Annotated in this window: 11 protein-coding genes; 2 read left to right on the plus strand and 9 right to left on the minus strand. The window is 45.9% G+C overall.

Going from position 1 to position 16,416, the window contains the following annotated elements:
• Nucleotides 1–77 precede the first annotated feature (77 nt).
• The 4 genes from MUB50_RS00090 to MUB50_RS00105 form a co-directional block, all read right to left on the minus strand.
• Nucleotides 78–3,362 (minus strand): SbcC/MukB-like Walker B domain-containing protein, encoded by a 3,285-nt coding sequence (locus MUB50_RS00090; protein WP_244791344.1) that lies wholly within the window; start codon nucleotides 3,360–3,362, stop codon nucleotides 78–80.
• Nucleotides 3,359–4,507: an exonuclease SbcCD subunit D gene (locus MUB50_RS00095; RefSeq protein WP_244791346.1), complete on the minus strand. Its 1,149-nt coding sequence runs from the start codon at nucleotides 4,505–4,507 to the stop codon at nucleotides 3,359–3,361. Before MUB50_RS00095 ends, MUB50_RS00090 begins: the two co-directional genes overlap by 4 nt.
• Nucleotides 4,504–5,544 carry an aldo/keto reductase gene (locus MUB50_RS00100; RefSeq protein ID WP_138277118.1) on the minus strand — a complete coding sequence of 347 codons (1,041 nt, stop codon included), beginning with the start codon at nucleotides 5,542–5,544 and terminating at the stop codon, nucleotides 4,504–4,506. The genes MUB50_RS00095 and MUB50_RS00100 overlap by 4 nt, the downstream gene beginning before the upstream one ends.
• 161 nt (nucleotides 5,545–5,705) lie before the next feature.
• Entirely contained in the window at nucleotides 5,706–7,502 is a 1,797-nt protein-coding gene (locus MUB50_RS00105; protein ID WP_015525941.1) for an L-fucose isomerase, read from the minus strand.
• 358 nt (nucleotides 7,503–7,860) lie between these two features.
• Between MUB50_RS00105 and MUB50_RS00110 the strand changes: the two genes are divergently transcribed.
• Nucleotides 7,861–8,709 (plus strand): AraC family transcriptional regulator, encoded by an 849-nt coding sequence (locus MUB50_RS00110; RefSeq protein ID WP_118513156.1) that lies wholly within the window; start codon nucleotides 7,861–7,863, stop codon nucleotides 8,707–8,709.
• A 613-nt stretch (nucleotides 8,710–9,322) separates the two neighbouring features.
• Here MUB50_RS00110 and recQ read toward each other — a convergent pair.
• Complete coding sequence (gene recQ / locus MUB50_RS00115; protein WP_244791348.1) at nucleotides 9,323–11,152, minus strand: DNA helicase RecQ; 1,830 nt, start codon at nucleotides 11,150–11,152, stop codon at nucleotides 9,323–9,325.
• 435 nt (nucleotides 11,153–11,587) lie between these two features.
• On the opposite strand from recQ, the gene MUB50_RS00120 reads away from it, so the two are divergent.
• On the plus strand, nucleotides 11,588–11,914 hold the full coding sequence (locus MUB50_RS00120; RefSeq protein WP_118623596.1) for a hypothetical protein: 327 nt from the start codon (nucleotides 11,588–11,590) through the stop codon (nucleotides 11,912–11,914).
• A 111-nt stretch (nucleotides 11,915–12,025) separates the two neighbouring features.
• On the opposite strand, the gene MUB50_RS00125 is transcribed toward MUB50_RS00120, so the two are convergent.
• The 4 genes from MUB50_RS00125 to MUB50_RS00140 form a co-directional block, all read right to left on the minus strand.
• Nucleotides 12,026–13,249 (minus strand): cob(I)yrinic acid a,c-diamide adenosyltransferase, encoded by a 1,224-nt coding sequence (locus MUB50_RS00125; RefSeq protein WP_118623594.1) that lies wholly within the window; start codon nucleotides 13,247–13,249, stop codon nucleotides 12,026–12,028.
• Nucleotides 13,250–13,736: 487 nt separating this feature from the next.
• Complete coding sequence (locus MUB50_RS00130; RefSeq protein ID WP_244791350.1) at nucleotides 13,737–14,888, minus strand: 1-propanol dehydrogenase PduQ; 1,152 nt, start codon at nucleotides 14,886–14,888, stop codon at nucleotides 13,737–13,739.
• 136 nt (nucleotides 14,889–15,024) lie between these two features.
• On the minus strand, nucleotides 15,025–15,789 hold the full coding sequence (locus MUB50_RS00135) for a DeoR/GlpR family DNA-binding transcription regulator (RefSeq protein WP_244791352.1): 765 nt from the start codon (nucleotides 15,787–15,789) through the stop codon (nucleotides 15,025–15,027).
• Between the two features lie 72 nt (nucleotides 15,790–15,861).
• Nucleotides 15,862–16,410: a BMC domain-containing protein gene (locus tag MUB50_RS00140; protein ID WP_015525948.1), complete on the minus strand. Its 549-nt coding sequence runs from the start codon at nucleotides 16,408–16,410 to the stop codon at nucleotides 15,862–15,864.
• Nucleotides 16,411–16,416: the final 6 nt, after the last annotated feature.

Here is a 16,416-nt window from a genome sequence, read left to right on the forward strand (position 1 = left end):
CTCGGACGATACATATATATCATCCCGGCCGGGGCTTTTTTATCTTATCTTTATCTTATTTTTATCTTATTTCTGCGTTACTGTATCCGAATGCTGCTTCCCACACCTTCTCCTCCACATTGCTTGGTAACGATGATCTTATTATCAATTCGTTCCTTCAGTTCGGAGACATGGGAAATAATTCCTACCAGGCGTCTGCCGTCTGCAAGGCTGTTCAGCGCTTTTAATGCCTGCTCCAGAGACTCCTCGTCCAGAGAACCGAATCCTTCATCCACAAACATGGAATCCAGCCGGATTCCCCCGGCTGAAGCCTGGATCTCATCGGAAAGTCCCAACGCCAGGGATAAAGATGCCTGGAAGGATTCCCCACCGGACAATGTCTTTACACTTCGTTCTGTTCCGTTATAGTGATCAATGACATTCAGATCAAGACCTGCTTTTTCTTTCTGATTTTTGCTTTGTTCCTGGCGTTTCAGCTCGTACTGACCGCTGCTCATGGTCATAAGACGGAGATTGGCTCTTCGCAGGATCCGGTCAAAATATGCCATCTGGATATAAGTTTCCAGCTCGATCTTTGCCTTTCCGTTCAGTTTTCCGTTGGCTGTATCCGAAAGATTTTTCATCCAGACATATTCTTTTTCAGCCGCAGTCATTTCCGTCTGACGTACCTGCACTTTCTGATATATTTCCTCATTTCCCTTCTGAACAGAAAAAAGTGCTTTTCGTTTTTCCGAAAGCTGTGTTTTCTCTTCCCTAAAACGGCTGTACTGCTCTCTGAGCGCATCCTCATCTACTTCTCCGATTTCTTTTTTCTGCTCCTCAAAGTTTTTTACAACCGCTGTTATTCTTTCCTTTTCCGCCCGGATCTCCTGTAATTTCTGTTGAGCTCTTCTGCTGCTTTCTTTCAGCTCTTCATACAGCTTCCTCTGTGTTTTTATTTCCTGTTCCAGAGATTCTTTTCCACCTTCTCCGAGCTCATCGTTCAGCTCATCCACTTTCTGTGCTTTGTTCTTCCTCTCTGTTTCCAGACGTACGATGTCCTGTGCAGCTTCATTGATAACTCTTCCCAGTTCTTTCAGAGTCTTTTCTCTTTCTATGATCAGCTTCTCAAGATCCTGTTTCTGTTTTGCTTCTTTTTCCTTTCCCTGAACTTTTTCTGACAGGCAGCTGAGCATATCCTGTATCTGTCTTTCAAATCCTGCAGCTGTGTTGTCCGTCACTTCTCCATTTCCTGTCACCAGACTTTTCTGAATCAGTTTTCGGATCTCTTCTGCTGTTATCTGCTGCTGCTTTTTGTTTTCCACGTCTCTTGTCTGAAGACCGGCCTGTTTTCTGTCACATTGATTTTTCTCTTCCTGTAACTGAACGATCTCTGTTTCCAGCTTTTCGATCCACGTTTCTGTTTCGTTCTTCTTTTTTTTACGTTCTATTGCTATGCGAATCTCTTCCTCGCTGTCTGCCAGCTGCTTTTCACATTGGTCCTGTTTTTCTTTCAGCAAAGGGATCAGCTTTTTCCATTCCGTCTCATGTAAAAGCTCTTGTGCCTCCCTCTGGATCTGATGCCATAATGTTTTCTGGCGTTCTTTTCGTTTTCCTGCTTCCACACTCTGCGTATTTGCGTCATTCTCCAGTCTGTCCAGCTTTTGTTTCTCTCTGTCCAGGATTTCCTGATCCACAACCTGTCCTTTGGGAAGTATTCCCGGACGCGGATGCTCGAAAGAACCACATACCGGGCACGGGCAGCCCTCTTTCAGTTCCTGCGCCAGGAGCCCTGCCTGCGCGTCCAGAAAACTCTGAAACAGTTTCTGGTAAACTTCTCTCTGTTTTTGTACTTTTTCAATGGAAATCTTATATTTTTCCTGCTGCTCTTTCGTGGCATTATAAGCCCCTTGAAACTCCTTGACCAGAGCAATCAGTCCTTCTAATTCTTTCTTTTTCCGAAGCCCTTCTGTCTTTTTCGTCTCTGCTTTCTGAAGTTCCAGCTCCGCGCTGTCCAACAGCGCCTTGTCTTTCTTTTGCTGCTCCAGCTCTTCCTTCTGCTGCGTTTCTTTCCGGATGATTTCTTCCTGCCATCCATCTATCTGTTTCTGTTCTTTTTTGATCTCTTCTTCCGTCAGCAGACAGCTGTCATAGCTTCGTTTTTCACTGTCCAGTTTATTGTACTCAAACTTATATTTTTGTAGTTCTTCTCCTGCATTTGCCAGTATTGAAAGGCGTTTTTTTTCTTCCTCATCTTTTTTCTGCAAAAGCTGCTCTTCGGAAATATCCTTCTCTTTTTTTTCACTGACTGTTTCGAGCTTTCCTTCGATTGTTTCCAGCTCTTTTTTCAGCTTTTCCAGCTCCTGATATTTTTTCAGCTTTTCTTCTTTTTCACGGATCCTGATTCCAAGCTCTTCACATCTGTGATCTGCATCTTTATATTTTTCCGCTTCTTCTACTGCAAGCTGCAGAAGTGGTGTTAATTCTTCCAGATCTTTTTCCGCTTTTTTCTTTTTCAGCTCCAGATTTCGTTTCTGAGCCACGAGATTTTGTGCCTCTTCTGCTTTTCGTATATCCAGATTAAGCGAGTCTTCTTTTTCCCGGAGCTCTTTTTCCTGTGCTTCACCATATTCCAGAAACTGCTTCAGAAGTTCCAGACTCCGCTCCAGTTTTCCCTCGAATTTTATCTTTTTCAGTTCGTCAAATTCCTCTGCCTCCTGCCATGAAGCAGTCTCCGTTTTCACTCCATCCAAATACTGGGCAATACTGCGGCGCATTTCATCATATTCCTTATATCTGGCTATTGACGCATCCTTAAGTTTCATCTGAACCTGCTGATAAAGCCCTGTATGAAAGAGCTGTCGGAAGATTTCTCCTCTCTGTGTAGTTCCTGCCAGAAGTAATTTCTGAAAATCCCCCTGTGCGATCATTGCGATCTGTGTGAACTGATCATAACTCAGTCCCAGAAGCTGTTCCACTGCCGCAGTAACATCTTTTGCCTTTGTCACCGGCTGACGTTCATCCGGATAGATCAGCTGTGCCTCAGCTTTCCTAAGAGTCTGTCCGGTGCCTCTTTTTTTCGGAGCCATATATTCCGGACTCCGGCGCACGTGATAGGTTTTTCCCTGATAGGAAAAAACAAGCTCTACAAAAGTCTCTGTGAAATCTTTTGCATACTTACTCCGGAACATGGCTGATTCCCTTACTTCTCCACTGGCTCTTCCATATAACGCAAAGGTGATCGCATCAAAGATCGTGGTTTTTCCCGCTCCGGTGTCACCGGTGATCAGGTAGAGACCTCCCTCTCCAAGCTTTGAAAAATCAATCTCTGTTTTGTCCGCATAGGGCCCGAAGGCACTGATGGTCAGTTTTTCCGGTCTCATTGTTTCACCTCCTGGATCTTACGGATCAGGTCTTCGGAATATTTCCGCTGTTCTTCATTCATGGGCTGGTTATTCTGCAGTTCAAAAAATTCCTCAAAATATTCCAGCTCGGATTTCCTTTTCACCGTTTCTGTACCTGCGATCTGCTGGTTTTCTCTTGTGCGTCGGTTATCATATTCCAGTCTCATCAGATTCGGATAAATAGTACGGAGCTTCTGCATTCCATCTACGATATCTTCTTCATCTGTCAGCGTGATCTGCACATAATCCTCTGTATTTGTGTCCTGATAACTGGACAGTGATGTGATCTCCATGTATGTGCCTTTCAGTTTTCGCATATCCCGAAGAGGCTTCAGCGGAATCTCCCTGATCTTGAGATTTCCTTTTTCCAGAAGCTCCACAACTGTCACGGATTTCTGCTGTCCTGCCTCGGAAAAAGAATATTTCAAAGGCGTTCCGCAGTAACGGATGTGCTCGCTTCCCACATTCTGAGGACTGTGGATATGTCCAAGTGCCACATAGTCAAAATCCCGGAACGCATCTGCCTCCACCTGGTCGATACCTCCAACGGAAATCTCTTCAGAATCGCAGCGCATGGCACCTACCACAAACTGATGGGCGATCAATACATTTCGATGACGTTTATCAATCTCCATATGTGCAACTGCCGCCTGCACTGCCTCCTGGTAGGTACGGATCTCATCCGCCTCTTCTTCTCCTTCCAGTCCGTGCCTCACAGTTGCCGGACGCACAAATGGAAGCAGATGGATCCACACTTCTCCATAGCTGTCCGTTAAACAGTACTTTTCTGTTTTTCCATCGTATACCGGGGACATGCAGATCCCGCTGCTGCTCATGATCTGTGAACCGAAAGCGATTCTTTCCGCACTGTCATGATTTCCGCTGATGGCATACACCGGGATCTTCCTTTCTGCCAACTGCGTAAGAAACCGGTCAAAAAGCTGCACGGCTTCCGCAGACGGAACCGGTCTGTCATAAAGATCCCCCGCAAGAAGAACCCCGTCCGGTGCTTCTTTATCAATGATCCTCAGGATTTCGTTCAAAATATATTTCTGATCTTCGATCATGGAAAACTCATTGACACGTTTTCCCAGGTGAAGGTCTGATAAATGGATCAGTTTCATCGATCACCTCCTGCACTCACCCAGCCTCCGAACAGTTCCGGTGCAAGGTCGATCTCACAGGCATCCAGCACATCTTTTAGCTGTGAAGGATTGCTGACGCCGGTTACAGGTACAGTCTGGAATGGCTGATGGAAAAAGTATGCCAGAGACAGGGACTGCAGGCTGTGGCCGGTTTCTTTCTGCAGCTTTAACAGCTTCAGATATGTGCGAAGGTTTGTCTCGTTCCAGTAGGATTTTTTCATGCTTTCTGAAAGACCTGTGATCTGTGATTCTTTCTCCCGCATCCAGGATTCATCCATCTCTGCTTCTGTAAAGTAAAGCCCCATTTTCTGAAGTTTTGAAAAAAATCCCATTGCAGTGGAAGAAAACGGAACGGCAGCAGCGCCTATCTCACAGTGCCACTGATATTCTTCTCTGGAAAATTCCACAAGTGTAGGATCAGGATTTGTGTTTCCTCCGGGATTGATTTCTGCAAGACTCCACTGATTGGATACTGCTGTGATCCCTGAAAGATTTCGTTCTCTCAGACACCGGGCAATTTCTTTCAGCCTCTCTGTGCGGTAATTGGAAAATCCATAATAACGGATCCTGCCTTCTTTTTTCAATTCTTCCAGAATATCCACGATTTCCTCCGCCGGTTTCTTCGGATCGTCTCTGTGAAGCCAGTAAAAATCTATCTCATCTTTTCCCAGTGTACGGCAGCTCTCATCCAGATCCATGCGGATATCTTCTTTGTTCACTCTGCTGCGGCCCGGATCCTCAAAGGAATAGTGCGCGCCCTTCGTTGCCACAATAACTTTTCCCTGCATGCCACTCTCTTTCAGCCATTTTCCTATGATCTGCTCACTGCAGTTTCCATGTCCTTTTAGCCATTTGCAATAGACATTTGCCGTATCAATAAAATTTCCACCTGCGCGTACAAATGCGTTCAGAATCTCAAAGCTTTTTTCCAGGTCTGATTTATCTCCAAATCCTGCTGTTCCGAGACAGATGGGACTGATATTCAGATCTGTGTTGTTCAGCTGTATATATTTCATCTCCGTAACCTCCCGTGTTCATATATATCTTTTTCTATTATAACTTTTTTCCTTAGATCCGAACAGTATATTTCCCAACTATCCATACGCCATAGCACAAAAAAATCCTCCGGCACATACATGCCGGAGGATTTGATATTCCGTTATCTTAACAATATGATTTATTTGTAAAGTGGTCCATAATTCTTGCAAGCGCGGAAGTCTGCACCCTCTTTTTCCATACCGAATGCGTTCCAAGCTGCCGGACGATAGATATCCTTCTCAGGAACGTTGTGCATGGATACCGGGATTCTCAGCATAGAGCACATTGTGATCAGGTCTGCACCGATGTGTCCGTAAGAGATCGCACCGTGGTTAGCACCCCAGTTGTTCATTACATCATAAGCTGTTTTGAACGGTCCCTCTTTGCCATCACATCTTGGAGCGAACCATGTACATGGCCATGTGTAGTCTGTACGTTTCCAGAGCTTGTCAGATACCTCTTCCGGAAGGGCTACTGTCCATCCCTCTGCGATCTGAAGAACCGGTCCAAGACCTTTTACAAGGTTCAGACGGATCATAGTTGCAGGCATCTGAGCACGAGTCTCATAACGGCTGGAGTATCCGCCTCCACGGAAGTATCCGTTGTCGGCCATACACCACTCTGTGTTGTCCATGATTGCTTTCTGGTCTGCCTCTGTAACATCCCACCACTGTTTCATAACTGGTGTTCCGTCAGCCTCTTTGGCCTGTCCGTTAGCATCCAGGCAAGCAGCACCGGAGTTGATCAGATGAAGGAATCCGCCAGCTTCTTTGGCAACACCCTCAAGGTCATATCCTGTAGCTTTCTTAACTGCCTCCGGGCTCCAGTATGTACGAACATCAGCGAAGATCTGAGCACGTCCTGTAAGGAGTTTCATGAACAGCATTCCAAGTCCGTTGAGAACATCGTTCTCTGTAGCAAGAATGTACGGCTCACGAGCGCCATTCCAGTCGAAGGATGTGTTCAGCATAGCCTCTGCGAAGTCACCGTTCGGGTAGAAGTCTGTCCACTGTCTCTGGCCCTGGAATCCAGCTGCAAGAGCATTGTGTCCGATTGCTTCCTCGGAGAATTCCGGAGCAAGGTTATCACAGCCGTTCATCAGCTCTTTGATGATAACTGCCATCTTAACAACAAACTCGAACTGCTCCTCTTTCTTCTCTGGTGAGAACTGAAGCTCTTCCGGGTTCTTGTCCCAGCCGATCTTGCAGGTCTCTTTTGCCCATTTGAGAGCTTTCTCAAACTCTTCGTGATCGTAGATACCCTCTGTCATACGACGGATGATCTCTACCTCATCAACAGACTCAACTCTCATTCCGAGATAGGACTCGATGAAATCAGAATCGATGATGGATCCGCCGATACCCATTGTTACAGAACCGATCTGCAGGTAGGATTTACCTCTCATGGATGCAGCTGCAACTGCTGCGCGGCCGAATCTTAACAGTTTCTCTTTAACATCTTCCGGAATGGATGTGTCGTCAGCTTCCTGAACGTCATGTCCGTAGATACCGAATGCCGGAAGCCCCTTCTGTGCATGTGTAGCAAGAACGGATGCCAGATATACAGCACCAGGTCTCTCTGTTCCGTTGAATCCCCATACAGCCTTGATAGTCTGTGGATCCATATCCATAGTCTCAGCTCCGTAGCACCAGCATGGTGTAACTGTAAGAGTGATATCTACACCCTCTTTACGGAATTTATCCGCACATGCAGCGCTCTCACCAACACGTCCGATGGTGGTATCAGCAATAACAACTTTTACAGGCTCACCATTTGAATATTTCAGGTTCTCCTCGAAAAGCTTTGCTGCGGATTTGGCCATGTTCATAGTCTGGTCTTCCAGAGATCCTCTTACATCGAGGGCTCCTCTACGTCCGTCGATGGTTGGTCTGATACCAATAACCGGATAGCTGCCTACTAATCTGCTCTTTGCCATAGTAACAATTACCTCCTAAATTTATATTCACTATTATAACTTACAGGTTTTTCAGGTTCTGACAACATTACTGTTCACTCCGCTCTCAGCAACACGCTTCGTGATGCACAGAATCTATGCTGATCGCATAAATCCGCACGGTATGTCTCGGGTTTTCTGTGGCCTTCGCTCACAAAAAACACCTCGCAGAATATTACCAATGAACAGTAACCCGACACCCCCTGTCCGAACTATGCTTTTATTATACGATTGCATCTTTTAAATTACTTGTGTTATAATAGCAAAAAACAGTACAATATTCACTTTTTCGTATAAGTTCCTAAAAAATCTATAAAATTTAAGAAAGAAGGGTTGTATTTTGCACGATCTTGGAAGAAATGAAGACAGACTTCGAGGTACCTATGAATTTCCTTTTGAATTCCACCACATTGACAGCAGCCATCCACGCTATGTCATGTCCTACCACTGGCATGTGGAATGTGAAATCATGCGTGTATTACAGGGCACTCTCACCGTCACTTTAGACGAAAAAAGTTTTACAGCCAAAGCCGGAGATGTAATTTTTGTCAATAGTGGAGTTCTGCATTCCGGAATTCCTCAGGATTGTATCTATCAGTGCATTGTTTTTGATATGAACATGTTTCTGAAATTTAATTCCGTCTGCACAGAATATATGCAGAAGATCAGCCACCAGGAGCTGCTGATCTATCACCATTTCACTGAAAAGCAGCCTGATATCCGGAGAGCAGTGAACTCTCTTTTTGATTCTTTCTGGCAGAGGAAGCCAGGATATGAGCTGGTTGTATTTGGACAATTTTACCACTTTTTCGGATTGGTTTTTGGTAATCATTACTACCTGGAGAGCCTGCGGAAAACCAGACGAGATTACAAGCGCATTGTCCAGCTGAAGCAGGTCGTAGAATTTATTGAAAAGAACTATGCCAGCCCCATTACCCTGCAGGAGCTTTCCGCTTCGGTTTCCATGTCTCCCAAATATTTCTGCCGGTTCTTTTCCGAGATGACTCATCAGACACCAATGGATTACCTCAACCGCCAGAGGATCGAACAGGCCTGCTGCCAGCTGGCTACCACCGATGATTCCATCACGGAGATCGCCTACCGGAATGGCTTTAATGATCTGAGCTACTTTATCCGCACCTTCAAAAAGTACAAGGGGATCACCCCCGGCAAATATAAAAGACGCTGAAATATTTTTCCACGTCCTAATGGCACATATCAGAGCATTACATGACAAAAAGCAGGATCTCGCACATATTGCGGATATCCTGCTTTTTGAGGATGGGCTGTTGTATGTAAATACAGTCTTTTCGGCCTGGCGGAGAACAGTCATGCCGGAACGGATTCCCGTTTTGCAGACGGGCTATGTTCATGTCTTTATGAATACATGCTACTCTTCTGTATAAGAAAAAAAGCCGGCAGGGCAGATTTTCTGCATGAAAAAGCCGACGCAGATCGTGAAGAAGTCTGATCTCTGTTCACTCAGTGACCAGCACCTGATTATGTCTTAATTGAAAGCGGATACGATCATCCACCTCACTGCTTGCTTCTGACCGACGGATATCTCACACAGTCGGTCCATCTACTCGAAGGGATTCCACTGCTGCATAGAACTCTGCTTGCGAAATGCCTGTACGCTGCACCGGAACATGCAGCAGAAATATGATACAGTTAAAAACGATCCGGCCGCACTATAGCCGCCGGATGTTTCCTGCTTGTCTTATTCTAACAAATGCCTATTTAAAATGCAAGAAATTTCAGAACATTTCGCTCTTCATTTTTCGACGGCAAAAGTCTCTTTCCTACAGATTTTTCACCGCGTCTATAAACCTTTTTCCGTATTTTTCGTACTTATGCCTGCCGACTCCTGTCACATTCAGCATTTCCTCCTCGTTTCCAGGCTTCAGAATACACATATGGATAAGGGTTTTGTCGGAAAAGACCATATAAGGGGGAATTTTTTCCTCTCTGGCGATCTCCAGGCGAAGAGCACGGAGCTTCTGAAAAAGGGGCTCATCCTGTTCTCCCAGATCACCGACTGCAGATTTCGGAAGTCTGCTCCGTTTCTCTTTTTTCTTCGGCTCCTGCTCTTTTGGCATTTTCATTGTGAGGATATGCCCCTCCTCCAGAAATGACCTGGAAGCGGCGGTCAGCTTCACAATAGTATATCCGTCATCCGTCAGATGAAGATATTCCTTCAGTACCAGATAATTAAAGATCTGCCGCAGACGGTGTGCCGGGATCTTTGCACAGACTCCATATTCCGGATTTCCATCCATCCCATACTGCCGGATCTTCGCCGTAGATGCACCACGCAGAGTATCCAGGATCACGTTCACCCCGTATCTCTGATCACTGCTTTCCACGCACCGGATCATTGCCCTGGCCTCCCGGCTCACATCCTGCTCTTCAAACTCGGTCTGGCAGTTCAGGCAGTTTCCGCAGTAGCTTTTTCCGTATTCCCCAAAATATTTCAGGATGTACTCACGCAGACAATCATGGGTAAAGCAGTAAAAGGTCATCTTCTTCAGTCTCTCCTGATCACGTTCCCGGACAAGGCGCCAGGCTGCCGCATCCATTTCCTGGTTATCCTGTCCTCTCTCGATAAGATACTGATTGGTAACCACATCCTTCCCGCTGTAAAGCAGGATACATTCCGCAGGATCGCCGTCACGGCCCGCACGACCTGCTTCCTGATAATAGCCTTCCATGTTCTTCGGCATATTATAATGAATGACATAGCGCACATCAGACTTGTCAATCCCCATTCCAAATGCATTGGTGGCTACCATCACACGACAGCGGTCATAAATAAAATCATCCTGATTGTTCCGGCGTTCCTCATCAGAAAGTCCTGCATGATATCTGGTGGCCATAATGCCGTCACGGATCAGCTTTCCGCAGACCTCCTCCACCAGTTTTCTGGTGAGACAGTAGATGATTCCACTGTCGTCCGGATGCTCCAGTATGTAATCGTGTACTTCCTTATATTTGTCTTTCGGTGTTTTCACTGCAAAATAAAGGTTTTCCCGGTCAAATCCTGTGGTTGTGCAAAAGGGATCCTGAAGTCCCAGAAGTCTTGCAATATCCTCCCTGACCTCCTTCGTGGCTGTAGCTGTAAATGCACTGATTACCGGTCTTTTTGGAAGCTGTGCCACAAACTCTGCAATCTTCAGATAGCTTGGCCGAAAATCCTGTCCCCACTGTGATACACAATGTGACTCATCCACTGCGATCATGGAAATATCCGCACTCAGCGCAAAATCCAGAAACGCCTCTGTGGTAAGCCTCTCCGGTGCTACATAGATGATCGGATATCGTCCTGCCTTTGCATAGCGTAAGGCTGTGAAATACTGCCCCTGCGTCAGAGAGCTGTTGAGGTATGCTGCTGAGATACCGGCCTGGTTCAGGCTTCTCACCTGATCCTTCATAAGGGATATCAATGGTGATATCACCAGCGTGATCCCCTTCATCATCAGTGCCGGTACCTGATAGCAGATCGATTTTCCTGCGCCGGTTGGCATCACTGCCAGAACATCTTTTCCTTCAAGAAGCGCATCGATCACTGCTTCCTGCCCTTCTCTGAAAGTATCATACCCGAAGTGGGTCTTTAAAAGTTCCTGTTTCGTCATAAATCGACATGATCCTTTCTGTTACGTTCCCACCGGAACTGTAACGCTTCTCTTTTTCATTGTCGAATCGCTGCTGTTTTCCGAATATATTATTTTAACATATTTACAGATAAATTGCCAATTGATACAAAAAAATCACAAAGCACGCTCTCCCTGTTTTTCCTGTTATAATGCTATAAGAGAAAGAATCTGTTTATACTGTCCCACAGCAGAGGACCATAAATTCACGGAGTACCCGGTTCTCTGTTCAGTAACAGCCGGAATGCTCATAAAAAAAGGGGGTTTGTTATGTGTAAAAGAAAAATAAAAACCATCGAAGCAATTTTTTTCCTGATACTTTTTTCCGTTATTGTGCTCCTGCTTCCCCAGGATGCCCACGCCAGAGTCCGGGTCGTGACCTAAGGAACCACTTCCACCATCCGTGATACCGACGGTGTGATCGAAGATGAGTTTTCAGACATTAATTTCCCGATCAACATCAAAAATGCAAAATCCAGCAAGCCTTCTGTACTCGCCATTTCCGAAAACTATCTTGTCCCAAAGAAAAAAGGGGCAGCCACAGTTACCGCAAACTTAAACGGTGTCAATCGTAAGATCACTATTACCGTAACCACACCGGCCGCCAAACCTACCGTCAAAAATCTGACACTGAACCTAAAGCCCGGAAAAACCATGACAAAAACCCATTTCATCCAGAACATGGTCCAGGCACCAGAAAAAAGGGATATCTCCGTTAAATGCCTGAAGCTTAACTGGAAATAATCCGTTTAAAAGGGACGTGCAGCAGTATTGATTCAAAAATCATTACTGTGACACGTCCCTTTTTATTTATGCTCTCTGAGCTGTCTATACGTTTTGTTTTTATCCTGTATCCTACAGTACCTCATTCAGCACCTGCAGTCCATACTCCGCGAGGCTGTTATCCTCTTCGCCGGTGCCGCCGCTGATACCGAGACCGCCGATGATGGTGTCTCCAACCTTCAGGGGCACGCCGCCTCCGAATATCACAATGTTGTCACTCATTTTTCCAAGACCATAAAATGTCTGGCCCGGCTGTGTCAGTCTGGAAAGCTCCATGGTGGACATCTTCACTGCCACAGATGTATAGGCCTTTTTTACGGCCATATCAAAACTTACAAGAAAAGATCCATCCATCACATGAACCGCAACCGGATTTCCATCCGGACTGCATACCGCAATTACAGAAGGCTTGTTTCTTCTCAAAGCTTCCTGCTCGATCCTCTCAATGAGTCGCTTGGCAGAATCCAGTGTGATACGCCCCTGGATACCCATACGCTTCAGCACTTCCTGGATCATCGCCGTGTTTGCTGCCATACTGTCATTCTGTGCCATTGCCGTATTTCCTCCCGCTGTTGTTGTCACAGTCCCATTCTGCGCATTAAAAGCCTGTACAGCACTTTTCTGCACCATCTGTGGCTCCTGTGCTCCTACATCCACCGCCGATGTACCCGCTACAACATCTGCACTATTCCCAACAGTTCCTGCAGCTTCTGTCACAACATTCGCTTCAGTCCCGGTAGTTTCTGATTTCGCAGCTCCCTGAACACCTTCAGAAGCTTCATTCTTCTCTTTGATCTTCGCTGCATCCACATACCTTGCCAGTACATAAAAATAATCTGACAGTCGGTTCATATATTTCTTGGCTCCGGTATCCGATCCAAACTTCACACTGACCAGCGCAAGCTCTCTCTCAGCTCTTCTGGCCACAGCTCTTGTCACATCAACCTCAGCCGCAACCCGGGAATCCCCCGGAAGAATCGGAAGCCTCTCTCCGGAAAAAATCTCTTTCATCCGGCCAATCTCCTCCTCCAGAAGCTCCGTCCGGTCTTCACTGACCTTAAACTCCCGATTATAAGGATCAGAAACCCCATCTATAATCTTCTTCAAAGTCTCCGAGATCTTCTCCAGCATCCGGACAACATCCACATCATCAACCAGAACCCGCACAAGCCCAATATGACTCATCAGCTCCTCAACTGACCCCATCAGACAAATCCGATCATCCGACTTTGAAACATTCTTCGTATGGGAAAGATCCGTCATCCCCTTATCACCATACCCGGTATAAACCTCCATCCCAGCTCAACCTCCCAGCAACTCCTGATAAATAATCCCACCCATATCAGACCAATTTTACAATCCTCAAAATGCTACGCATACCACACATACGTAAACACACACCACAATCATCCCGGCAAACCAGGCGCAGTGTCCACAAACGCGTCCACGTATTCCACGCAAACGTAACACACACCACAACCATCCCAGCAAACCAGGCGCAGTGTCCACAAACGCGTCCACGTATTCCACGCAAACGTAACACACCACAACCATCCCGGCAAACCAAGCGCGGCGTTCACAAACGCGCCAGTCTCCGTCAAAACGTCACACATTCAAGGCGCCCACGGCGCCCCATCGGCACAACGTTCAACCCGGAACAACCGCAGCATACAGGCACAAGTCAATACCCTTCCGCCCGTCATAGTCAAGCACTCTAAAAAAAGCCCGAGGGGTGTGCAGAGGGGCCGCGGCTTTGCGGCCCCTTTGCGGTTTTCATCTTTTATCAAAAAGACCAAAGTTTAGTATAAATCTTAATAATATCCTCTTTCTTAGGTACACGCGGATTTGCCGCTGTGCAGGCATCCGCAAGTGCCATATCCGCCATCTTATCAACCGCCGCAAAATAAGCATCCGGTGTGATCGTCTTCATCTCTTCGATGGTAAGCGGGATATTCATCTCTTTCTGCATAAACTGGATCCAGTTTACAAGAGATCTTACGCTCATAACTTCGTTATAATTGCTCAGTCCAAGAAGATGTGCAATATTGGAATATCTCTTTACTGCCGGAAGATATTCTTTCTGGCTTCTGCTGCGTTTGTTGATATTTGCATTATATTCAACAATATGCGGCAACAACATCGCATTAGCTCTTCCGTGAGGAATATGGAAAATAGCCCCCAGCTGATGCGCCATACTGTGTGTGATACCAAGTCCTGCGGCATTAAAGGAAAGTCCTGCCAGACAGGATGCTACATGCATTTTCTGTCTTGCATGCATATCATTACCATCAACATATGCACGGTAAAGATATACACCACAGATCTCAATGGATTTCTCTGCAAGTGCAGAAGTAAACTCATTGTGATTGATGCTGACATAAGACTCAATTGCATGAGTCAGAACATCCATACCTGTATCTGCTGTGATCGCAGGTGGAACACTGCGTACAAGCTCAGCATCCAGGATCGCCTCATCAGCTGTCAGGCTTTCTGAGATCAACGGATATTTCACATGTGCTTCTGTATCATTTACAACTGCAAAAGAAGTAACCTCGGAACCAGTACCACTTGTTGTAGGAATGGCAACCAGTCCAACCTTTCCGTAATTGTTGATCTTCAGGGCAAACTCACGGATTGCCTTGGAGGAGTCGATGGCAGAGCCACCACCTACTGCAACGATCGCTTCCGGTTGATACTGAAGGAATTTTTTGACTCCTTCGGCAATTTTTCCAACCGGAGCATCCGGAACAACATCACAGAAAATGTCAAATTCTTTTCCACCTGCCTGAAGCGGTTTTGTGATCATATCGATCATTCCGCTTTTTACAACAAACGGATCTGTGACAACAAGGACTCTTTTGTATGGAATATCTCTCAGTCTTCCCAGGGCATCAGCTCCAAAATGGATGGCTGTTTTCATTTCAAATGTATTCATAGAAACTGCTCCCTCTCGTCATACCGAAACACAGTTCTCTTTTGTCTGCCTGTGTTCGGATAAAGTAAAGCGGATCTCCGCATTCCGCATACACTACATGCTCATGAACAAGATCGTTTCACGATATATGTTCAATCTATTTCGGGTAGATGCATTCGATCTTATGCCTGTTGAAATGATCCAACCACTTTTCAGACGGTTTTTTGTCTGTGATGACCGTCTCGATATCCCGCAGCTGTCCTGCCACGGAAAAAGCAGTCTGATCAAATTTTGTGCTGTCTACCACCAGAATACGCATTTTTCCGGAATTGATCATGGCTTTTTTGGTTGTTCCAAAGGCTTCTTTGGATTCCATGATCCCCATATCCTCGTTTAATGCCTTACAGGAAAAGATCACCTTGTCCACATAATAAGAACGGATCACTTCTTCGGTTCTGGCACCAAGAAATGCAAGATACCCTTCCTTCATCACTCCACCGGTGGAAATAATATTCCAGCCGGATACATCCGAGAGCTCCAGAAGGATCTCCATAGAATTGGTAACAACGGTGAGACGTTCTTTTTCTTTCAGCGCCTTGGCCACAAAAACTGCCGTTGTGCTGGCATCCAGAAAAATGTGATCTCCGTCATTCACCATGGAAGCAGCAATCTCCGCCATTTTCTGCTTTCCCTGTACATTCTGGTTTTTACGAACATTAAATGGTAAATCAATACCGACATCTTCGTTGATCACCGCACCGCCATAACTCTTTGTGGCAAGTCCCTCTTTTTCCAGCTTGTCCAGATCACGGCGGATGGTTTCTTCTGAGACACTGTAAAGCTGGCTTAGTTCACTTACAACAACCCTTTTCTCTTCCTGTAATTTCTCGAGAATCAGATTTCTTCTCTCTAATGCTAGCATAAGATGCCTCCTTTTCAGATGTCATTGCAGGGATACCCTTCAAAAGGATATCCCTCAGATATAAAGACAATATTAAAGGATCGTATCGATCATTCTCTTGTCCGGATGAGCGATCACTGAGGAATCCATGTACATTCCTTTTTCAGCTACCAGCTCTTTTGCTCTTTCGATAGAAGCCTCCACTGCAGAAACCTCGCCGGTAAGAAGCATGTATGATTTACCGCACATACCCTTGGCGATACGAAGCTCGATCAGATCAACGATAGCTGTCTTAGCTGCCTGATCTGCCGCCTCGATGATAGATGCTGCATCATAGGTCTCAAGAATTCCCAGGGCACTGATCTCCTCGACCTGTGTGGTTCCGTAGATTGCCGGGAAAATGGACTCATGTGGATTGCCCAGTACAAAACTGTCAATACATTTGTCCTCGTATGTTGTTACAGCTGTGTCTACAGCAGCTTTTACTGCGCTTAAATCTCCGGTGATAATTGCAATATATTTTCCCGGACATACTGTCTGCGCCTCCACGATCTCTACTTCAGATGTCTTAACCATGGCATCTGCTGCAGTGATACCAGCTGGTGTGGTTTTAAACTCAATCATTCCGATTGCTCTACTCATTTTGTG

Origin of the sequence: Blautia sp. NSJ-140 (assembly GCF_022868965.1) — a bacterium.
Classification (GTDB): Bacteria; Bacillota; Clostridia; order Lachnospirales; family Lachnospiraceae; genus Blautia_A.